This is a genomic window from Microbacterium sp. (assembly GCF_047605725.1).
Classification (GTDB): Bacteria; Actinomycetota; Actinomycetes; order Actinomycetales; family Microbacteriaceae; genus Microbacterium.
The window spans coordinates 88,805-109,087 of the sequence record NZ_JASGFE010000001.1 but is presented as its reverse complement, the minus strand read 5'-3'; the positions used below and the strand labels follow the sequence as shown (position 1 = coordinate 109,087).

The following is a 20,283-nucleotide window of genomic DNA, read 5'->3' as shown; positions in this document are numbered from 1 at the left end:
CGACGTGCCGCGCAGAGAGCAGGTGATCCGGTGGTCGACGGTCAGGCGACGGTGTTTCTCAGCTTCCATCGCACCGGCGAGGCGGAGGACTTCGCCGCTTTCGCAGAGGAGGTCGGGGCGGATGCCGCGGCGGCCCCGGGCTTCTCGGGGTGGCGGCTCTCGGTCCTCGCGTCCCCGTTGCTGGACTGGGCGATCGCGGTCGCCTTCGACGACGAAGGACGGCTGCACCAGTGGCTGGACCGCGCCCGTGGCCGCCTCGTCGGCACTCGCTTCCCGCGGCTGGGCATGGAGCTGTTCGTCGATGGTGTCCCGCACACGCCGGGGGTGGTGCTGGTGCGCGACGTCGCCGTCCCGGGCCGGGAGGAGGCGTTCGTCGCGACCGCCGAGGACCTCGCGCGGGCCGAGCGCGCCCAGCCGGGCTATGAGGGCTCCGCCGTGTTCCCTCCGGCTGCGCACCAGCCGCACTGGGCGTCGATCATCCGCTTCCGCACCGCTGCGCATCTTCAGGCCTGGCTTTCCTCTCCGGAGCTGACCAGGGCTCTTCCAGAACGCACCGCGTTGCTCGGCGGGCAGACCCAGGTGACGACGGCGACGTCATTCGGCTCGACGGTCCAGGTCGCCGGCGGCAGGGCGATCATGACTCCCACGTGGAAGATCGCGCTGATGATGCAGCTGATCCTCTACCCCGTGGTCATGCTGCTCGCGCGGTTCGTCAATCCGTTGCTCCACGCTCTGACCCCGCAGCCGTGGCTCGTGACGTTCTTGAGCCTGGGGATCAGCGTCTGTCTCCTGAGCTGGGTGCTGCTGCCGCTCGTCCACCGCGCACTCGCACGCTGGCTCGATCCGTCCGCGAGCGCGCGGGTGAGCGCACTGGGGGTGGTCGCCGTGGGCGCCGGCTACGCCGTGCTGCTCGCGGTGTTCGCCGTGATCCCGCTGCTTCAGGTGTAAGCTCCCGCCCGTGCAGGTGGGCGATCTGTGCGGTTCGCTCGGAACAATGACGCGGGGGTCAACGAGTGCCCCTCGAGGGACTCGAACCCCCAACCGTTTGCTTAGGACGCAACTGCTCTTCCATTGAGCTAGAGAGGCCGGTGCCACGAGTCTAATCCGGTGGCATCCGCGTCGCGCGCGAGCCCGGCGGGACCGGCGGCGCGAACCGCCGCTGCGCGCTGCCGGTTTACGACTCACAGACTTCGGAGAATCGCACGTACTTCGGAGGATTTCGGCCGAATCCTCCGAAGTACGCACGATTGTCCGAACTTCGTGTCGCGAACTTCGTGCCGCGAACTTCGTGCCGCGAACTTCGTGCCGCGAAGCTTGTGCCGTGCGCCGGGGAATCCGGCAAGCGAGCGCGCCGATTGCCCTCAGTGTGCGGCGTCGTACGCCTCGAGCACCGAGGCGGGAATGCGTCCGCGAGACGACAGCGAATACCCGTTCTCGGCCGCCCATGCGCGCACGGGACCGTAGTCGCGCTGGCCGGCGCGGCGCTGCGTCCGCGACCCGCGCGCGGCGGGACGCGACGACACCGAGCGACCGGCCGCGACATAGGGTGCGAACGCGTCGCGCAGCGCGGCGGCGTGCTCCTCGGTGAGGTCGATCTCGTAAGCGACGCCGTCGAGGGAGAACCGCACGGTCTCTCCTGCGCCGGTGTCGAGAAGGGTTCCGTCGAGGTCGTCGACGAGCTGATGAACGATTCTGCGGGCCATGACGACAATACTAATCACAGTGGCCGGAGGACAATGCACACATTCCGCGATTTCTTTCGCTAAAACGCCCACATGGCCCCGGGAATGCCTCCCGGGGCCGCCCGAGCGCGCGGCCTACTCGCGCGCCGAGGTCGATATCCCGCCGGCTTCGAGGCCGAGGAGGAAACGCTTGTGCTCGGGCCTGCCGCCGTATTCGCCGATCGAGCCGTCCGTGCGGACGACGCGGTGTGCGGGCACCACGATCGAGATCGGCGTGCGCGCGCACGCCGACCCGACCGCGCGATGCGCGCGCGGCGACCCCGCGGCGACCGCAACCTCGCCGTACGATGCGGTCTCGCCGTACGGGATCTCGCACACGGCCCGCAGGGCTGCCCGCGTGAACCCGCGCACCAGGCGCAGGTCGAGGTCGAGCTCGAACGCGCGCCGTGACCCTGCGAAGTACTCGTCGAGCTGGGTCGCGACGGATGCCGTGGCCTCGGCATCCGGATCCGGAAACGCCCCGAGCGCCTCGGCCAGCTCGTGCAGCGCGTCGTCGTCCGGTCCGTCCTGCACGTGCAGGACGACGAGACCCTCGTCGCCGACGACGATGAGGGCGTCGCCGAGCGGGGTGGGGTGGATGCGGAACGCGGTGCGGATCATGAACCCATGATGACCCGCGGCGCTGCCCCGGCGGCCGCAGCATCCGGCATCCGTGGAGAGATTCCCGAAACTCGCGATGGGGGAGAGGTCCTCGAGCCGCGTCGAGCCGCGTCGAGCCGCGTCGAGCCGCGGCGAACCGCGGCGGGCCGGGAAAGCCGGGCAATCGGGCGAAACTCGGTGACCGCGCAGCGCGCGGCCCGCCCGGGCGCATAGGGTATGTCGTGTGTGGCGAGCAGAGGACGGCGCCGTGCCGGACCCGACGGACCCCGAGCACGCGACAGCGGAGAACCCGGCGATGACGGACGCGACGGAGCAGGCCGCCCCCGCAGACGACGAGTCCGCCGCCGCAGGCGAGGCGACCCCCGTCGAGGCGGCGCGCGAGCGGCTGCGCGCCGAGACCGCCCGGCTGGGCGGACCGTCCGCGCTGCTGCACTACGCCGACGCCGGCGACGCCGGCATCGACGTGGCCAAGGCCCACCCCGGCAGCCTCCCGCAGTTCATCACCGGTCGCTCCACGCTGCTGTCGAACCTCTTCCGTGATGAGGTGGCGCTCCGCACCGCGCGTCTGGCCGCCGACCGCATCGCCGCGAAGGACGTCGAGCTGCGCACCGCACGGGGGCTCGACACCGTCGCGCTCGCCGTGGGCATGGCGTCGTGGCGCGTGGGCGAGGCGTCCTTCCGCGCACCGGTGCTGCTGCGTCCGCTGCGGATCCGCCGCCACCACGCCGACTTCGACCTCACGCTGCACGGCTCCTTCGCGATCAACCCCGAGCTCGTGACCGCCGTGCGCACGCACTTCGGCATCGAGCTCGACGGGCGGGCCCTGGCCGCGCTCGCCCAGGCGGAGGGCGTGTTCCAGCCGCAGCCGGTCATCGATCGGCTCCGCGCGCTCACCTCCCACATCGAGACGTTCACCGTGCAGCCCCGGCTGATCGTGTCGACCTTCGCCGACGCGTCGGCCGCGATGGTGCGGGATGCCGTCGACCTCGGCCATCCGGTCCTCGACGCGCTCGCCGGCGACGTCGACGCGCGCGAAGAGGTCTCCCTCCGCCGACCGGTGCCACCGGTCGTGGGCGCCGACGAGCGTCCGCCGGCCTCCGACCGCCTGCTGCTGGACGCCGACGCCGAGCAGGAGGCGGTGCTGGCGCGGATCGTCGCCGGGCAGTCGCTCGCGGTGCACACCCTTCCCGGCACCGGTGGCACGCAGACGGTCATCAACGCCGTTGGCGAGCTCGTGCGCACCGGCAAGCGCGTGCTCGTCGTGAGCGCCCGCCGCTCGACCCTGGAGGGGGTGCGTCACCGGCTGGCGGGCATCGCGCTGCCCGGGCTCACGGTGTCGCCGAGCCGCCTGCACCGCGACCTCATCCGCGCGATCGCGCGCAACGAGAAGGCCCAGCCGCCCAAGGTCAGCGAGGTCGACGACGCGCTCGTACGGCTGCGCTCGGTGCTGCGGGATTACCGCGTGGCCCTCACCGAACGGCATCCGCAGCTCGGCGTCTCGGCACTGCAGGCGCTGCGTGCACTCTCGACGCTCGTCACCGACCAGCCGCAGCCGCAGACCGAGACGCGGTTCGAGCTCGCCACGCTGCAGCGGCTCGCCTCCCGCCGCGACGAGGCCGCCACGGCGCTGGCCGCGGCCGCCCGGCTCGGGGAGTTCCGATTCGGTCCGGACGACTCGCCCTGGTACGGCGTGGCGTTCGAGACGACCGAGCAGGCGCGCGCTGCGCACGGCCTCGCCGGCCGCCTGCACCGCAGCGACGTGCCGACGCTGCTCGAGCGCGGCTACGAGCTGACGGCTCAGACGAGGATGCGGCCGTTCACGACCGTCGCGGGGCTCGGGAGCTACCTCCGGCTCCTGCAGGGCATCCGCTCCTCGCTCGACCGCTTCAGCCTCACCGTGTTCGAGCGGCCCCTCGGCGAGCTCATCCAGGCGCACGCGCCGCGCGGCACCGTCGCGTCGATGACCCGCACGCAGCGCCGGCACCTGCGCCGCCTCGCGAAGGAGTACGTGCGCCCGGGCATGCACGTCGGCGACATGCACGAGGCGCTCGTGCGCGTGCAGGAGCAGCGGACCGCCTGGGAGCGGCTGGTCGAGCCCGGGGTGCTGCCGGAACTGCCGGCGGGTCTCGACGACCTCGCGACGGCATGGCAGAGCGTGGATGCCGACCTGGCCGAGCTCGACCGGGTGCTCGGTCGTACGATGCCGCTTGCCGAGACGCCGATCCCCGAGCTTGTGCGAACCCTCGGCGGGCTCGCCGCGGAATCGGCAATGTTCGACAACCTCGTCGAGCGCGCGGAGCTGCGCAGTCGCCTGGCGGCGCTGGGGCTCGATGCGCTGCTGACCGAGCTGTCGATGCGGCACGTGCCGGAGGATCGCGTGGCGACGGAGTTCGAGTTCGCCTGGTGGCAGTCGGTGCTGGAGGCGCTGCTGCGCAGCGAGCGGGCGCTCCTGGGTGCGAACACGTCGGTCGTCGACCGGCTGGAACGCGACTTCCGCCTCGTGGACGAGGCGCACGCGGCCTCGGCGGGTCCGTTGCTGGCCGCCGAGCTGGCCACCCGCTGGCGGATCGCGATCGTCGACGAGGCGGCTGAGGCACAGGCGCTGAAGACGGCGCTGCGGGCAGGGGTGTCGGATGCCGCGGAGCTCATCGCGGCTGCCCCGACGCTGCTGCGCACGCTCGCGCCGGTGTGGCTGTCCACCCCGTACGACGTTCCCACGATCCCCGACCGGCCCGACTTCGACGTGGTCATCATCGCCGACGCGGGTGCGCTGAATCTCGCCGAGGCGGCGCCGGCGATCCGTCGTGCCCGCCAGGTCGTGCTGTTCGGCGATCCGGTCACCCAACGTCCCACGCCCTTCCGCGTCGCGGCGGGCATCGTGGCCGCCGACGACGAGGACGAGCCCGACGACACGAGCGTGTTCGAGCGGCTCGCCGAGCTCGTGCCGGTCGAGACCCTCACCCGCAGCTACCGCGCCGGCGGCGAGGACCTCGCCGAGCTCGTCAACGATGCGTTCTACGGCGGCGAGATCGTCTCCCTCCCCTGGGCGGGCTCCTACCTCGGCCGTGGCAGCCTCACTGTGGACTACGTCGAGGGCGGCAGCGGCACCCCTGACCCGGTCACCGGCGGCGTGGAGAGCCCCGACGCCGAGGTGGCCCGCGTCGTCACCCTCGTGGTCGAGCACGCCGTGAACCGGCCGACCGAGTCGCTCATGGTCGTCACCGCCTCTCCGCGCCACGCCGAGCGCGTGCGCGGCGCGGTGTCGGAGGCGTTCGCCGGCCGGGCCGATGTGGCCGATTTCGTGGGGCGCGACACCGCGGAGCCCTTCGCCGTGCACACCCTCGACGAGTCGGTGGCCGAGAGCCGCGACCGGGTGATCTTCTCGCTCGGCTTCGGGCTCACCAAGCACGGTCGCGTGCTGAGCGACTTCGGCGACCTGTCCCGCCCCGACGGGGAGCGGCTGCTGACGGTCGGCATGACGCGGGCGCGGCGCTCGATGGTGATCGTCTCCTCGATCCGGCCCTCTTCGTTCGACGGCGGGCGCCTGGAGTACGGCGCGGCGATGCTGATGTCGGTGCTCGGCGGCATCGCCGCACGGGCCCGCGACGCACGCCTGGAGGACCTCGCCGACCCGCTCACGCTGGGGCTTGCCCGTCAGCTGCGCAGCCTCGGCGTCGCGGTCGACGTGGACTATCGCGGCCGCCTGCCGCTGGTGGCCCAGCGCGAGGGCAAGGCGGTCGTGGTGGAGAGCGACCCGGAGACGACGGGGGAGTCGCTGCGGGAGTCGCTGCGGCTGCGTCCGCAGATCCTCCGTCGGCTCGGCTGGCACTACGTGCGGGTGCATGCCTTCGACTTGTACAGCGACCCGGCCGACGTCGCCGCGCGCATCGCCGCGATCCTCGGCGCCCCGCCGGAGACGCCGGCCTCGCACACCTCGACGCAGCCGATCGATGTCATCGAGTGATCACCAGCGCATCGTCCGGGTGCCGGGAGCGCGTCGGGCGAGGTTGACGCCGGCGCCGGGCACCTCCGGCGAACCGGGGGCGGAGACGGCGGATGCCGCGACCGAGCGGGCGGTCGCGGCATCCGGTCCGAACGACGAACGGCTGCGTCGAGAGGTGCCTCCGCACTACTGAGCGGATGCCTCGGCCGCCGCCGCGCGGTGTCAGCTCCGCTGCGGGCGCTCGCGCTCGAGCAGGTCGCGGATCTGCATGAGCAGCTCCTGCTCGCTGGGCAGCTCTTCCTCGGCGGGGGCGTCCTTCTTCGCCTCGGCGGCGGCCTTGGCGTGGTTCATCGGGTTGACGAACACGAAGTAGACGACCGCCGCGACCGCGAGGAAGTTCACGATGGCGCCGAGGAGGGCTCCGATTGCGAACGAGCTGGTGCCGCCGCCGAGGGTCGGGACGGTCAGGACGAGGGCCGTGTCGAGGCTGTCCGCGTTGAAGAACAACCCGATCAGGGGGTTGATGATCGAGGTGACGGCCTGGTCGACGATCGCGGTGAACGCGGCGCCGATGACCACGGCGACGGCAAGGTCGATGACGTTGCCGCGCATGATGAAGTCTTTGAATCCGTTGAGCATGATGCGTCCTTCTTTCGCTCGTGAGCCCCGTCAGTCGGAGCCGGTGGCTGCGGCCGGGGCTGCGGCCTTCTTCTCCGTCGCGCCCCCGGACGCGGCTGTCGAGCCTTCTGCGGGGGCGGTGCGGGAGTCTGTGCGGTAGAAGCCCGAGCCGTTGAAGGTGACGCCGATCGAGTCGTAGCGCTTGCGCAGTTCCCCGCCGCACTCCGGGCAGAGGGTGAGTGCAGGATCGGCGAACGACTGGACCGCGTCGAAGCGGTGGCCGCAGCTTTTGCAGGCGTAGGCGTACGTGGGCATGGGTTCTCTCCGGGCTGGGCGCGGGCGCGCCGCGAAGGCGACGGTCCGGGTGGGCGTGACGACTCCGGCGACGGGCTGGTCGTGCACGTCGCGCGGTACCGCGTCGACGAGCTCGGAGTCGAAGATCACAGCGTAGACCGGCGGATGCCGTTTCATCGAACCGAGCATCCGATCGTAGTATCCGCGGCCCCAGCCGAGCCGCATGCCCGACCGGTCCACGGCCGCCGCCGGGACCACGAGCAGATCGGCGTCCTCGACGGAGCGCGGCCCGATCGGTGCGCCGGCGGGCTCGGCAGGCCCCAGGGCGCCGGGCACGAACCGGCCGTCATCGACGGCCCAGTCCAGGGTCCCGTCGGCGCGGGCGAGGGGGAGGAGCACGCGGATGCCGCGGGCGGTGGCATCCGTCACGAACGCGCGGGTGCCCGGCTCGGTCTCGGTCGACAGGTAGCACGCGAGCGTGCGCACCCCGAGACCTGTCACGAGGCGCTCCAGCTGGAGGTGCAGCCCCGCGGCGGCGGCTTCTCGCTCGGCGATCGTGCGTCGTCGCCTCCGCTCGCGGAGGTCGTCGCGGAGCACGCGCTTGTCCTGCGCGATCGCATCGGACATGAGGTCGATTTTAGACGAGGCGGTGTCGGCGAGGGGGCAGCCCGTGCAGTCGGGCGGGGCGGCCGGGCATCGATAGAGTGTCATGCATGGCTCATACCCCCATCAAAGCCGTCATTCCTGCCGCGGGACTCGGCACCCGCTTCCTGCCGGCGACGAAGGCGTTGCCCAAGGAGATGCTGCCGGTGGTCGACAAGCCGGCCATCCAGTACGTGGTCGAAGAGGCCACGGACGCCGGGATCGACGACATCCTCATCATCATCGGCCGGAACAAGAACGCGCTGTCCAACCACTTCGACTCGGTGCCGGAGCTGGAGTCGAACCTGAAGATCAAGGGGGACCTCGCTCGGCTGCACCGGGTGCAGGAGTCGAGCGGACTGGCCGATATCCACTTCGTGCGCCAGGGCGAGCCGCGCGGTCTCGGCCACGCCGTGCTGCGGGCGCGCTCGCACGTCGGCGACGCGCCGTTCGCGGTGCTCCTGGGCGACGACCTCATCGACGCGCGCGATCCGCTCCTGACCACGATGCTCAACCAGCACGAGCGCACCGGGTTCGCGGTCATCGCGCTCATGGAGGTCGACCCCGACCACATCCATATGTACGGTGCGGCGGCCGTCGAGCCGACCGGCGAGCCCGACATCGTGCGCATCACCGGCCTGGTCGAAAAGCCCAAGGCGGAAGAGGCGCCCTCGAACCTCGCCGTCATCGGCCGCTACGTGCTCACTCCCGACGTGTTCGAGATCCTCGCCCGCACCGAGCCCGGCAAGGGCGGCGAGATCCAGCTCACCGATGCGCTGCAGGAGCTCGCCGCGGCCGGCCGCGTCTACGGCGTCGTCTTCCGCGGACGGCGCTACGACACGGGCGACCGGCTCGACTACATCAAGGCCATCGTGCAGCTGGCTGCTGACCGCGACGACCTGGGACCGGAGCTGCGGCCCTGGCTCAAGGACTTCACGGCGTCGCTGTGACGACGGGCCGGCGCTAGAAGGGCTCAGGATGGATCCGACCGCGCCGCGCAGCCACGGACCGATCTCGATCCGTCTGGTGCGCTCGCGCGACGCCCGGGGGCTCCAGGCGGAGCTGATGGGCAACCGGGCGTGGCTGCGCCCGTGGGAGGCGACCAGTCCCGACGGCCCGGTGTCGCTGGACATGCGGGTGGGCGTGCGGCGGCTGCTGCAGCAGTATCGCGACGGGGGCGGCGTTCCGTTCGTGATGGAGTACCACGGCCAGCTCACCGGTCAGCTGAACGTGTGGGGCATCTCGCGCGGGTCGCTGTCGTCGGCGACGATCGGGTACTGGGTGAGCGAGAGATATGCCGGTTTGGGCATCACTCCCACTTGCGTCGCGCTGGCGACGGATCTGTGCTTCCAGGAGCTGCGGCTGCATCGGATGGAGGTCTGCATCCGCCCGGAGAACCGCGCGAGCCTGCGCGTCGTGGAGAAGCTGGGCTTCCGTTACGAGGGGCTGCGCCGTCGCTACATCCACATCGACGGCCAGTGGCGCGACCACTACGCGTTCGCTCTCGTGCGCGAGGAAGTACCCGACGGCATCCTGCAGCGCTGGCTGTCCGGACGTGTGCCGGCGGATGCCGCCGTCATCCCGCCCGCGGACCGCTTCGACCCCGAGCGAGGGGTCGAGGAGGGTTCGACCTGAACTCGAACCTGAGACACGCGGCGTCATGGCCCGGTCGCGACGACGCGTGCCCCTACCGTGGACGGCATGGGTGAGCAGGTTCTCGGTGGTGGTGTGATCGTCCTCGTCGCCGTGGCCCTCTGGCTCGTGTATCTGCTCCCCTCCCTGCATCAGCGGCACCAGTACAACGCCGCCGAGCGCAACGCGGTGCGGCTCAGTCAGGCACTGCGGGTGCTGGCCGAGACCAGCGAGACGCCCGAGGAGGTGCAGGTGGAGCTCAACGCCCGTGCCGCGCACGCCCAGCAGCGGATCGCCAAGCGCGCCCAGGCCGAACGCGAGCAGTTCGCGGTCGAACAGGCCCGCGTGCAGCTCGAGCGCGAACGTGCAGAACGTGCCGCGCGCCGCGCCGACCCTGCTGCCCGGCGCGCCCGTGCGCGGCGGCGCCTGCGCCTGACGATGACGACCCTCGTGCTGATCGGCCTGGGTGTTGCCGCCTGGGGCGCCTACGAACTGGTGACGACGGGCGCGCAGCTGCTGCTGTGGGTCGGTGCCGGTGCGGCCATGCTCGCCGCGGCGGTGCTGTGGCGCGCCTCCCGGATCGGGGCGCGCACGGCGGCGAAGGAACTGGAGGCGCAGGAGCGACCGGTCGCCCAGGTGCAGGACGTCGCCCTGGAGGGCTCCGGCCGCCAGTGGGCGCCGCGGAGCCTGCCCAGACCCCTCACCGCGCAACCCGGTTCGCGCGCCTCCGCCGTGCTCGATGCCGAGTCCGCGCGTGCGGCATTGCGCCAGGCGGCGCTCGAGGAGGCGATGCGCGCACGCGCCGAGGCGCTGCGTCCGCCGTCGATCGAGGTCGCCCGGTCTGCGCGTGCGGCCGCAGACGACGCGGCGATCGAGGCGCACGTGCGCCGGCTGCTGGAGCAGCGCGCCTCCGGTCAGTGACGCGGCGAGCCGGAGCCGCGGTCAGTCCCGCGGCGGGCCCACCGATTCGCGGACGACGAGCGGCATCGGCAGCGTCTCGTGGGCGGGCTCGCGCCGGCCGAGCAGCATCTCCACGGCGCGCTGGGCCATCTCCTGATAGGGGAGCCGCGCGGTGGTGAGCCCAGGCCGCTGGTAGGCGGCGACCTCCTCGTCGTCGAAGGAGATCACGGAGAGGTCGTGCGGGATGCGCAGGCCCAGCTCGTGCATCGCCTGGTACACGCCGAAGGCGATGTTGTCGTTGCCGGCGACGATCGCCGTCAGCTCGGGGCGGGTCGTGATCGTCCGCAGCGCGTGCTCGTAGCCGAGCTGCACGGTCCACTCGGCGACGTCGACGCGCAGCGGTGAGACGCCGCCGGCCGCGAATGCGTCATCCATCCCCTGCAGGCGGTCGTCGATCGACACCGACTGCCGGGGATCGTTCATCAGTCGCCTGACCGGGCCGATGAACGCGATCCGCCGGTGTCCGGCGTTCAGCAGGAACTCGGCCACCGTTCTGCCCGCCGCGTACTCGCCGGGCAGAACACTGGGGTGGTCCTGCGGCGTCGTACCGTTGACGATCAGGAGCGGGAGATTCGCCGGGATGCGGGGGACGTCGACCATGCGGGCCTGGAAGAGCCCGACGAGGATGCCGTCGACCCGCCGGTCGAGCATGCTCTGGATCGACGCGTCGAGTCGTTGCGGATCGCCGCCGGTCTCGGTGATGAGGACCGTGTGGTCGTGCTGGGCGGCGGTGTCGAGCACGCCACGGATCATGGCGGACGCGTAGCGGGTGAGGGTGACGTTGTCGGAGACGAAGCCGAGCGTGCGCGTATGGCCGAGCCGGAGGCTCTGGGCGGCCGGGTTGGGGCGGTAGCCGAGCTCGGTCGCCGCCGCGCGCACGCGCTCCGCCGCCGCGGCGGACAGCCGCGAGCCCTCCTTGTTGTTGAGGATCATGCTCGTCGCCGACTTCGACATGCCGGCCAGGCGCGCCACGTCGGCGAGCGTGGGTCGGCGAGGAGCCTCTTCGACCATCACGACCTCCGTTCGCCCGCGGGTGCTGAACCATTTCAGCACAGTCTTGTCGCCGGTCGAGGAGGGGTGCTATCGTTCCCAATGCTGAATGGATTCAGCACGGACGATCCGAATCCCCACGTGGGGACTTGACGTCCTCTCAGCGAATTGTCAGGATGAGTTCTGGTGACCTAACACGTGTTAGTCGCCGGAACGAACTCTCTTCCAGAGAAGGAGCAACATAGTGGTTGACCTCACACGAAGAGCGATGATCGGAGCCATCGGCCTCGGCATCGTCGGAACTGCGGTGTCGTGGCCGCGTTTGACAGGGGCGGACATTCCGGGGCGCGGGCAGGACGCGCTCACGATCGCCCTCTTCGGAACCGCCCAAGACGCCGCTGCGCGTCAGAAGCTCGTGGACGGCTTCCAGAAGAAGCACCCCGGCATCGCGGTGCGCATCGTGGCGATCCAGGGACAGGACTGGAGCACCTACTTCGCGAAGATCCTCACCATGAGCGCGGCGGGCAGTCCGCCGGACATCGTCTCGGTCGCCACCGAGGGCACCCAGCTGTTCGCCTCGCGGATGGCGTATCCGATCGACGAGTACGTGCAGCGCGACGCCGACGAGATGAAGGGCTACTTCGACGACACGCACCCGGCCCTGGTGGACTCGATGCTCTACAAGGGCAACCTGTTCATGCTCCCGGACAACTTCAACGCGGCGAACGTCTTCTACAACTCGTCGGCACTGGAGCGGGCCGGGCTGGAGCGGCCCGACGACCACTGGACCCTCGACGACTTCTTCAACGTCGCCCGCAAGATGAAGGCCGGTGCCCAGGGCACGTTCCTGCCCTACTTCTGGAACAACCGGCTGTGGGGCGGTGTCGTGCCGTGGCTCTACATCAACGACACGAGCTTCCTCACCGAGGAGAAGGCGCCCGGCGGCGACTGGCTGTGGAACACCTTCTACCCCGACATCGAGCCGCGTGGCGGTGGCTACCTGTGGGAGGGTGCGGACGCGCTCAACGAGAAGACGATCGAGAGCTTCTCGGTGCTGCAGCAGCTGGTCGGCGAGGGACTCGCGGCTAACCCGGCCCAGGGCGGTGGCAACGAGCTGGTCGCCCTGTTCTCCACCGGCGCGGTCGGGATGACGCCGGCGGGCGGGTTCTGGGCGCAGGGCCTGCACGACGCCGGCGTCGCCAACGACGAGTACGACGTCACCTACTTCCCGAAGATGCGCGGCCAGCGGCACCAGTTCGGCGCCGGCGGCTACGCGATCATGGAGACCTCGCCCCGCAAGGACGAGGCGTGGGAGTGGCTGAAGTACTGCGTGTCGGAGGAGGGGCTGCGGATTGCGCACAACAAGCCCGACTCCTCGATCCCGCGCAAGTCGATCAACGATGAGATCTACGGCGCGGGCATCGGCCCGAAGCACTGGAACGTGTTCTACGACACGCTGATCAACTTCCCCGACACGGGCCCGATGCCGGCGCCGCCGCAGCAGGCGGCCGTCGAGTCGGCGCTGATCAAGAACGTGGTCAGCACGATCACGAATGGACCGGACGGGGTCAAGCGGGGTCTGGAGACCATGCAGCGCGACCTCGAACTCGCACTGAGGGAGCGCTGATGTCCACGACGACGACTCCGCCGACCACGCGTACCGTGGTCACCGGCAAGCGCAAGGGGAGCGCCCCGGAGGGAAGGCGCGGCAACCGCCTGCTCATCTGGGTGTTCCTCGCTCCGACGGTCATCGGCCTCGGTCTGTTCGCCTTCCTGCCGATCATCGGATCGGTCGTGCTGGCGTTCTTCCGCTGGGACATCATCACGGCGCCCGAGTTCGTCGGGTTCGACAACTTCGTCGAGCTCGCGGGCAACCCCACGGTGCGCGTGTCGTTCCTCAACACGATCGGGTTCGTGATCGCGGCGGTCATCATCCAGCTCGCCGTCGCCCTCGGGCTGGCGATTCTGGTGCAGTCGAGGATGCCGAACTGGCTGCGGACGTTCTTCCGCTCGTCGCTGTTCTTCCCGCTCATCCTGTCCGCGGCATCCGTTTCGCTCATCATGGCGTACCTGTTCAACCAGGAGTTCGGCCTGATCAACCAGTTCCTCGGTCTGCTCGGGATCGGCAAGGTCGGCTGGTTGACGACCGGATTCGGCGCCAAGGTGGTCGTGCTGCTGGTGTACGTCTGGCAGAACTTCGGCTTCACGTTCCTGATGTTCATCGGCGGCATCTCGGCGATTCCGAAGGAGGTCTACGAGGCGTCGTCGCTGGACGGGGCCACGGGTCTCACGCAGTTCCGTCAGATCACGCTGCCGCTGGTGAGCCCCACGATGCTCGTCGCCTCGGTCATGGCGATCATCAGCGCGCTGCAGATCTTCGACCAGCCCTACGTCCTCACGCGGGGCGGTCCGGGCGACGAGACGCGCACGGCGGTCATGGTCATCTACGAGTCGGCCTTCCAGCAGCTCGAGTTCGGCCTCGCCTCGGCGATCGGCATCGTGCTGACCGTCCTGATCATGATCGTCACGGCGATCCAGTTCCAGCTCAGCAAGCGTTACGTGTTCTACGGGTGAGGTCGAGAGATGACTATTGATGCAGTAGAGAAGCCGTCTCGGATGAAAGGCCTCGGGACGTTCGGAAAGTACGCCGTCCTCGCGATCGGTGCATTCCTGACGCTCGGACCGGTGGTCTGGACCCTGATCACGTCGCTGACGCCGACCGACCCGGTCACGAACATCACGTCGTTCGGGTTCGACGCCTACGCCGACGTGTTCACGAAGATCCCGGTGTGGCTGTACACCTGGAACAGCGCCCTCGTGACGGTGCTGGTCGCGGCCGGCCAGATGCTCAGCGCGGCCATGGCGGGCTACGTGTTCGCGAGGTTCGAGTTCCGTAGCAAGAAGATGCTGTTCGGACTCATCCTCGCCACGATGATGGTGCCGATGCAGGTCACGATCGTGCCGGTGTTCATGCTCATCCGTGGGATGGGCCTGGCCGACACGCTGCTGGCCCTCATCCTCCCGGCGCTGCCGACCGCGTTCGGCACGTTCCTCATGCGGCAGTACTTCATGGGGCTGCCGGCGGAGCTCGCCGAGGCGGCCGAGATCGACGGTGCGGGGCCGTGGAAGGTGTTCTTCAGCATCTACCTTCCGCTGTCCACGCCCGGTCTTGCGATCGTCGGCATCCTCGCGTTCAACTACCACTGGAACGAGTTCTTCCGGCCCCTCATCATGACCATCAGCGAGCAGAACTTCACACTGCCGCTAGGACTGGTCACGCTGCAGGGCAACCTCGGCACCGGAAGCGTCTCGACGGTGCTCGCCGGCGTCATCCTGTCGATGATCCCCGCGCTGCTGGTCTTCGTCTTCGGCCAGAAGCCGCTGCGCGAGGGCCTGACGGCAGGTGCGGGCAAGTAAGGAGCAGCACGACTCGAGCGGGCCTCGGCACGCTCCGTCATCGCCGTGGGGAGCAGACCCTACGACGACGGCGGAGCGACCGAGGCCCGCTCGATCGGCTCGCAGTCCACGAGGACCTGCTCCGGAGTCTGCGGCGCCGTGCCGGAGAGCTGGTCGACGAGCATGCGCACGCCGATCCGCCCCAGTTCGTCGTGGGGGAGGCGCATCGTCGTGAGCGGGGGGATCATCACCGCGGCGACGTGGTCGTCGTCGTCGTAGCCGACGATGGACAGGTCGCGGGGCACGTCGAGTCCCTGCCGGGTGGCGGCCAGAGCGATGCCGATCGCCGAACGGTCGTTGCCGGCGAGGATCGCGGTGGGCCGGTCGGGGCTCGCGAGCACGGATTCGGCGACCCGATACGCGCCGCCGATCTCCCAGCCGCCCACCAGGGGCTCGCGGGCAGGCAGGCCGGCCGCCCGCATCGCATCGCGATAACCCTGCAGCCGTTCGCGCGCGGGCTGCACGTCGAGCGTGCCGCCCAGCCACAGGATGTCGCGATGGCCCGCAGCCAGCAGCAGCTCCGCCGCGCGCCGGCCGCCGGTGCGCTCGTCGGGGCAGACGCTCGGGATGTCGGCATCCGCCGTGAAGCTGTTGATCATCACGCTCGGGAGCGTGCGCATGAGTGCGGGGACGGGATGCTCGTGGGTCTCCATGCCCGCGAAGACGAGGGCGTCGACCTGTCGGTCGACGAGCCGCTGGAAGGCGACCTCCTCGACCTCCTCGCTGTTGTGCGTGTCGACTGTGAGGAGCATGTAGCCGTGATCCAGTGCGGCGCGCGTGGCAGCGCTCAGGATGTGACCGCCGTATGCGGTGCTGGCGATGTAGTCGGTCACCACGCCGATCGTCTGCGTGCGCTGGCGCCGCAGGCTGACCGCGATCGAGTGCGGCGTGTAGTTGAGCCGCTGCGCGGCAGCGCGGATCGTCTGCTGGGTCTCGGCGGCGATGTTGCCGTCCGCACGGTCGTTGAGCACGAGCGACACCGCGCTGCGGGACACGCCGGCGAGGTCGGCGACGTCCTGCGCGGTCGTTCGGCGCGGCTTCACGCCGCTCAGTCTAGGGGGAGGGTCAGGCGGGGCTGTTCGCACGGCCCTCGCCGCGGGGCGCTCCCGCGGTCGTGATAGTGTTGCTGAGGTTCACGGGCCTGTGGCGCAGTTGGTAGCGCGCTTCGTTCGCAATGAAGAGGTCAGGGGTTCGAATCCCCTCAGGTCCACCACTGACGTCAGCTCTTCTGTCTCCGCTCTCTCATGAGGTCCCACGCACATGCGCGAGTCTGTCTTCTTCCGCCCGAAGCCTGCGTGGGTGGGCGACATCATCCCGTGGCAGGAGAATGGCGAGTTCTTCCTCTACTACTTGCATGAGTCGCGTACGGATCCCAAGCCGGGCACGCCGTGGCACCTGGTCAAGACGACGGACTTCGTCGACTTCGAGGACTGCGGCGAGGCGCTCGCCGCGGGAACGTCTGATGAGCCGGACTTCAACGCTTACACGGGCAGCATCGTGCGCGACGAGCGCGGGCTGCATCATCTCTTCTACACCGGCCAGAATCCTCACCGGCTCGGCCGCGATGGGCTTCCGCTGCAACTCGTGATGCACGCCACGAGCACGGACGGAATGCGCTCATGGCAGCGGCATCCGGAACACACGTTCGGCCCGCCCGCTCGCTACGAGACCGCCGACTGGCGTGACCCGTTCGTGTTCCGTGACGAAGACGCCGGCCTCTGGCGGATGCTGATCGCGGCGCGTCACGTCGACGGTCCTGAGCGCCGCCGCGGGCTGATCGCGCAGTGCGTCTCCCGTGACCTGGTGGCGTGGGAGCCGGTGGAGCCGTTCTGGGATCCGCGACGGTACATCGCCCACGAGTGTCCGGACGTCTTCCGGTGGGGCGACTGGTGGTACATGCTCTGGTCGGAGTTCTCCGAGTCGTTCACGACTCGATACCGGATGGCGCGGAGCCTGGACGGTCCGTGGCTCGTTCCGGAGCACGATTCGATCGATGGGCGGGCCTACTACGCGGCGAAGACGGCGGAGCGGGACGGCCGTCGCTTCCTCTTCGGCTGGATCGCAAGCCGCGAGGGCGACGTCGACGACGGCGCGTGGCAGTGGGCGGGAACGATGTCCGTGTTGGAGGCGCACCAGCGCGCGGACGGTACGCTCGCCTTCGGGTTGCCGCGTGAACTGGTCGAGAGCTTCGACGACGTCGTGCCGGTCGCCTTCGATGCGGTGACCGGGTCCGCCGGTCGTGCACTGGTCGAGCTCGACGCGCCCGACGGCTACGTCGCCGTGGTCTCGCGAGAGGGGCTTCCCGCCACTTTCCACGCTGCCGTCCGGTTCGAGGTGCAGCCGACGACGACCGAGTTCGGGGTACTGCTGCACGCGACCGAGGATGGCGATGAGAGTTTCATCCTTCGGATCGAGCCGAGACGCCAGCGCATGGTGCTCGACCGGTGGCCGCGTCGTCGGCTGGGGGATGCCCAGTGGGAGATCTCCGGCGATGTGCCGTTCTTCGTCGAGCTGGAGCGGCCGTGCCGACTCAGTGCCGGGCAGCACACCCTGGATGTGATCGTCGACGGTGATCTGTGCGTCGTGAATCTCGACGGTGCCACGAGCCTCAGCACCCGCATCTACGAACGGTCCGGTGACCGGTTCGGGCTGTTCGTGGGTGAGGGCTCCGCCGTGGTGCACGCGGTCGACGTGCACACCCGTGCCGCGAGCTGAAGGCCCCGGCATCCACCACCCGCCGCACGAGCCCCTCAGCTAACCGGCCGTACCGGGTGCGAACTCCGGCATCCGAAGTTCGGAGAGTTGAGCGAACTTCGGAGGTTCTCGGCCGGATCGCTCCGAAGTATGCGCGATTCTCCGAACTTCGTGAAACCGGATGGGTGGAGGCCGGAGGTCCGTCACGAGCACGAAGATGCCGACCGCGACGAGCCGGAACACCCATCCGATGAGGGTCGTTCCCACGGAGTCCTTCAGAAGCAGCATTCGCGCATCGCCTCCCGTGGCCGACAGGGCGGCGCCGGCGGCGAAGACCGAGCGGAGCGCCCGAGCGCCGGCGTCACCCGTCGGCATCCGGGAAGAACACCTCCTCGATGCGGCACTCGAAGATCGCGGCGATGCCGAACGCGAGCGGCAGCGACGGGTCGAAGCGCCCCTTCTCGATCGAGATGACTGTCTGGCGGGAGACACCGAGCTCGTCGGCGAGACGCTGCTGCGACCAGCCCGCGGCCGCACGCTTCTCGGACACGGCGTTGCGCATCAGCGGGCCGCTCGTGCCGTCGCCCAGAAGCGCAGCGCGAAGTCGGCCATCGCCACACCGCACAGCACCGTGAAGAGCAGACCGGTGTCGAACGTGAGGCGCGTGACACTGAATGCCGCAGCACCGAGTCCGAGAATCATGAGCAGGTCGTGGAACGTGCCCGTCGCCGCGCGATCGTACCAGGCGTTCTCGATCGATTCCTCTGGCCGCTTCGCCCGGCCGGCGATGGTCGACCAGTCGACCAGCAACGCCCAGCTGAGCGCCGCCGCCGCGGGAAGCGTCACGATGGAGCCCACGGCGAAGCCCAGCCAGGAGTCGCCGGAGGTGCTGAACAGCGCGAGGAGTGCGCCGAGCCCGCCGGCGATCAGCAGGCCGCCCGCGGCCGAGAGGGCGAGCAGCAGCGCGCTTCCTCCGCCGAAGCGGGCGCGGCCCCAGCGCGAGGTGGATCGAGTGCCGGGGGCGGCAGGGGTGGTGTTCATCGGTCTTCCTCCTTCAGAGTGGGTTGCGAGATGCGGTGGTAAAGAAGACTTTACAGTCAAGTGAGCTTTACGTCAAGCACGCTTGACATAAGGATGGCGCGGGGGCGTTAGGGTGGGGAGCGTGAGCAACGGCGGGATCGCATGATCACCGATTTCCTACGTGACCAGGCTGTGGCGATCGCCTGGCTGGCGTTGATGGCCGCAGGCTGGTTCGGCTGGTCGCAGGAGGACCCGAAGCCGCAGCTGCGCGGCTACCTGGGCGCCGGTTCGGTGGTCGGGTTCCTGGTCTCGGTCGCGTTCGGCATCGTCGTCTGGCGCAACTGGGCGACGCCGACCGCGCTCGAGGGGCGCTACTGGGTCTTCGGGGTGGTGGTGCTCGCCGAGACGTTGCTGATCGGCATCGGCTGCATCGTGTTCGCCCGGCGCAAGCAGAAGCGCTGGTACGGCTGGTGGATCGCGCTGTGCGTATCGCTGCACTTCCTCCCTCTGGCGTGGGTGTTCTCCGACTGGTCCTATCCAGTGCTGACCGCCGTGCAGCTCATCGGGCTGTTCGCGATGCTCCCCGCGCTGCGCCGCGGCACGTATGAGACGAGCAGATGGGCCTGCCCGTGGATCGCCGTGACCTTCCTGGTCTACGCGCTGCTCTCCGGCGCACTGTTCCTCGGCAGGTACGGCTATCCGTTCTAGAGGGCACCGGCTCGCGTGTGGGTTCGCGTGGGTGTTAGATTCGCGGCATCCGAGCCCCAGCGGAATCGGATGGCGCCCGGACCGATTCGGATCGGCGTCGGCACACAGAGACAGGGTGAGGCAGCTATGAGCAGGGTCGAAGGCAAGGTCGCGATCGTCACCGGAGGAGCGAAAGGGATCGGCGAGTCCACCGCACGCATCCTCGCCGCCGAGGGCGCGAGTGTCGTCATCACGGATCTGGACGCGGAGGCCGGCCAGTCCGTCGCGGCGTCGATCGACCCGTCCGGGGAGAAGACGCTGTTCATCCGTCAGGACGTCTCCGACGAAGCGGCATGGGGCGACGTCATCGCCCAGACGCTCGCGAAGTTCGGCAAGCTCGACGTGCTCGTCAACAACGCCGGGGTGGGCGTGACGGGATCGGCCGAGGACACGACGCTGGAGCAGTGGCGCTTCGTGCAGTCGATCAATCTGGATGCCGTCTTCCTCGGCACCCGCGCGGCGATCGGGGCCATGAAGGACAGCGGTGGAGGCTCGATCATCAACCTCGCGTCGATCGAAGGCATCATCGGCGACCCGAACCTGGCCGCCTACAACGCCAGCAAGGGCGGCGTGCGCATCTTCACCAAGTCGGCGGCGCTGCACTGCGCGAAGACGGGCACCGGCATCCGCGTCAACTCGGTGCACCCGGGCTACATCTGGACGCCGATGGTCGAGGCCGTCGCCGGCGAGGGCGGCGACCAGGATGCCGGGCGCAAGGCGCTCGAGTCGCTGCACCCGATCGGCCGTCTCGGTCGCCCGGAGGAGATCGCGTACGGCATCCTCTTCCTCGCGTCGGACGAGTCGTCGTTCATGACGGGGGCCGAGCTGGTCATCGACGGGGGCTACACCGCGCAGTGACCTCACGGCGGCGGGTGTCGGGCACGTCCCGGTGCCCGCCGCCATTCGGCGTGCGGAATGATGCGGCGAGCGGGTCGATGCGACCCG

Annotated in this window: 20 protein-coding genes, 2 tRNA genes and 1 pseudogene; 13 read left to right on the top strand and 10 right to left on the bottom strand. The window is 69.8% G+C overall.

Annotated features, from left to right (window positions below; translation table 11 throughout):
• The first annotated feature begins 30 nt into the window (after window positions 1–30).
• Entirely contained in the window at window positions 31–948 is a 918-nt protein-coding gene (locus tag QM641_RS00530; protein WP_415112350.1) for an antibiotic biosynthesis monooxygenase, read from the top strand.
• A 66-nt stretch (window positions 949–1,014) separates the two neighbouring features.
• Here the strand turns inward: QM641_RS00530 and QM641_RS00525 are convergent.
• The 3 genes from QM641_RS00525 to QM641_RS00515 form a co-directional block, all read right to left on the bottom strand.
• Window positions 1,015–1,086, bottom strand: a tRNA-Arg gene (locus QM641_RS00525).
• Window positions 1,087–1,361: 275 nt separating this feature from the next.
• Window positions 1,362–1,703 carry a histone-like nucleoid-structuring protein Lsr2 gene (locus tag QM641_RS00520; RefSeq protein ID WP_415112348.1) on the bottom strand — a complete coding sequence of 114 codons (342 nt, stop codon included), beginning with the start codon at window positions 1,701–1,703 and terminating at the stop codon, window positions 1,362–1,364.
• 114 nt (window positions 1,704–1,817) lie between these two features.
• The gene (locus tag QM641_RS00515) at window positions 1,818–2,342 is read right to left on the bottom strand and encodes a methylated-DNA--[protein]-cysteine S-methyltransferase (protein ID WP_415112346.1); all 525 of its coding nucleotides are present in this window, start codon (window positions 2,340–2,342) and stop codon (window positions 1,818–1,820) included.
• A 295-nt stretch (window positions 2,343–2,637) separates the two neighbouring features.
• Between QM641_RS00515 and QM641_RS00510 the strand changes: the two genes are divergently transcribed.
• Window positions 2,638–6,306: an AAA family ATPase gene (locus QM641_RS00510; protein WP_415112458.1), complete on the top strand. Its 3,669-nt coding sequence runs from the start codon at window positions 2,638–2,640 to the stop codon at window positions 6,304–6,306.
• Window positions 6,293–6,478: a hypothetical protein gene (locus tag QM641_RS00505; RefSeq protein WP_415112344.1), complete on the top strand. Its 186-nt coding sequence runs from the start codon at window positions 6,293–6,295 to the stop codon at window positions 6,476–6,478. The genes QM641_RS00510 and QM641_RS00505 overlap by 14 nt, the downstream gene beginning before the upstream one ends.
• Window positions 6,479–6,507: 29 nt before the next feature.
• Here QM641_RS00505 and mscL read toward each other — a convergent pair whose 3' ends face one another.
• The 3 genes and pseudogenes from mscL to QM641_RS00490 all read right to left on the bottom strand — a co-directional run.
• Entirely contained in the window at window positions 6,508–6,924 is a 417-nt protein-coding gene (mscL, locus tag QM641_RS00500; RefSeq protein WP_415112342.1) for a large conductance mechanosensitive channel protein MscL, read from the bottom strand.
• Between the two features lie 30 nt (window positions 6,925–6,954).
• On the bottom strand, window positions 6,955–7,218 hold the full coding sequence (locus tag QM641_RS00495) for an FmdB family zinc ribbon protein (protein ID WP_415112456.1): 264 nt from the start codon (window positions 7,216–7,218) through the stop codon (window positions 6,955–6,957).
• A 24-nt stretch (window positions 7,219–7,242) separates the two neighbouring features.
• Window positions 7,243–7,824: pseudogene (locus QM641_RS00490) on the bottom strand (5-formyltetrahydrofolate cyclo-ligase); the annotation flags it as partial.
• Between the two features lie 86 nt (window positions 7,825–7,910).
• On the opposite strand from QM641_RS00490, the gene galU reads away from it, so the two are divergent.
• The 3 genes from galU (at window position 7,911) to QM641_RS00475 (ending at window position 10,392) form a co-directional block, all read left to right on the top strand.
• The gene (gene galU / locus QM641_RS00485) at window positions 7,911–8,789 is read left to right on the top strand and encodes a UTP--glucose-1-phosphate uridylyltransferase GalU (protein WP_415112340.1); all 879 of its coding nucleotides are present in this window, start codon (window positions 7,911–7,913) and stop codon (window positions 8,787–8,789) included.
• A 28-nt stretch (window positions 8,790–8,817) separates the two neighbouring features.
• On the top strand, window positions 8,818–9,474 hold the full coding sequence (locus QM641_RS00480; RefSeq protein WP_415112338.1) for a GNAT family N-acetyltransferase: 657 nt from the start codon (window positions 8,818–8,820) through the stop codon (window positions 9,472–9,474).
• Between the two features lie 66 nt (window positions 9,475–9,540).
• The gene (locus QM641_RS00475) at window positions 9,541–10,392 is read left to right on the top strand and encodes a large exoprotein (RefSeq protein ID WP_415112336.1); all 852 of its coding nucleotides are present in this window, start codon (window positions 9,541–9,543) and stop codon (window positions 10,390–10,392) included.
• A gap of 21 nt (window positions 10,393–10,413) precedes the next feature.
• On the opposite strand, the gene QM641_RS00470 is transcribed toward QM641_RS00475, so the two are convergent.
• A complete protein-coding gene (locus QM641_RS00470; protein ID WP_415112334.1) occupies window positions 10,414–11,442 on the bottom strand; it encodes a LacI family DNA-binding transcriptional regulator in 1,029 nt (342 codons plus the stop codon).
• Between the two features lie 247 nt (window positions 11,443–11,689).
• Here QM641_RS00470 and QM641_RS00465 point away from each other — a divergent pair, with 247 nt between their 5' ends.
• From QM641_RS00465 to QM641_RS00455, 3 genes are read left to right on the top strand one after another with little or no spacing between them, the layout of a single operon-like run.
• On the top strand, window positions 11,690–13,048 hold the full coding sequence (locus QM641_RS00465; RefSeq protein ID WP_415112332.1) for an ABC transporter substrate-binding protein: 1,359 nt from the start codon (window positions 11,690–11,692) through the stop codon (window positions 13,046–13,048).
• On the top strand, window positions 13,048–13,995 hold the full coding sequence (locus tag QM641_RS00460; RefSeq protein WP_415112331.1) for a carbohydrate ABC transporter permease: 948 nt from the start codon (window positions 13,048–13,050) through the stop codon (window positions 13,993–13,995). The genes QM641_RS00465 and QM641_RS00460 overlap by 1 nt, the downstream gene beginning before the upstream one ends.
• 42 nt (window positions 13,996–14,037) lie before the next feature.
• Window positions 14,038–14,838 (top strand): carbohydrate ABC transporter permease, encoded by an 801-nt coding sequence (locus QM641_RS00455; RefSeq protein WP_415112330.1) that lies wholly within the window; start codon window positions 14,038–14,040, stop codon window positions 14,836–14,838.
• Between the two features lie 59 nt (window positions 14,839–14,897).
• Here the strand turns inward: QM641_RS00455 and QM641_RS00450 are convergent, their stop codons facing one another.
• The gene (locus tag QM641_RS00450) at window positions 14,898–15,920 is read right to left on the bottom strand and encodes a LacI family DNA-binding transcriptional regulator (protein WP_415112328.1); all 1,023 of its coding nucleotides are present in this window, start codon (window positions 15,918–15,920) and stop codon (window positions 14,898–14,900) included.
• Window positions 15,921–16,014: 94 nt separating this feature from the next.
• Here QM641_RS00450 and QM641_RS00445 point away from each other — a divergent pair.
• Both QM641_RS00445 and QM641_RS00440 read left to right on the top strand, forming a co-directional pair.
• Window positions 16,015–16,090: transfer RNA gene (locus QM641_RS00445), tRNA-Ala, on the top strand.
• Between the two features lie 47 nt (window positions 16,091–16,137).
• Window positions 16,138–17,592 carry a GH32 C-terminal domain-containing protein gene (locus tag QM641_RS00440; RefSeq protein WP_415112326.1) on the top strand — a complete coding sequence of 485 codons (1,455 nt, stop codon included), beginning with the start codon at window positions 16,138–16,140 and terminating at the stop codon, window positions 17,590–17,592.
• Between the two features lie 340 nt (window positions 17,593–17,932).
• On the opposite strand, the gene QM641_RS00435 is transcribed toward QM641_RS00440, so the two are convergent.
• A complete protein-coding gene (locus tag QM641_RS00435) occupies window positions 17,933–18,133 on the bottom strand; it encodes a helix-turn-helix transcriptional regulator (RefSeq protein WP_415112324.1) in 201 nt (66 codons plus the stop codon).
• On the bottom strand, window positions 18,133–18,612 hold the full coding sequence (locus tag QM641_RS00430) for a hypothetical protein (protein WP_415112322.1): 480 nt from the start codon (window positions 18,610–18,612) through the stop codon (window positions 18,133–18,135). The genes QM641_RS00435 and QM641_RS00430 overlap by 1 nt, the downstream gene beginning before the upstream one ends.
• A gap of 141 nt (window positions 18,613–18,753) precedes the next feature.
• On the opposite strand from QM641_RS00430, the gene QM641_RS00425 reads away from it, so the two are divergent.
• Together QM641_RS00425 and QM641_RS00420 are read left to right on the top strand one after the other, a co-directional pair.
• Entirely contained in the window at window positions 18,754–19,299 is a 546-nt protein-coding gene (locus QM641_RS00425; RefSeq protein ID WP_415112320.1) for a hypothetical protein, read from the top strand.
• 126 nt (window positions 19,300–19,425) lie between these two features.
• On the top strand, window positions 19,426–20,196 hold the full coding sequence (locus tag QM641_RS00420) for a glucose 1-dehydrogenase (protein ID WP_415112318.1): 771 nt from the start codon (window positions 19,426–19,428) through the stop codon (window positions 20,194–20,196).
• The last annotated feature ends 87 nt before the right edge of the window (window positions 20,197–20,283 follow it).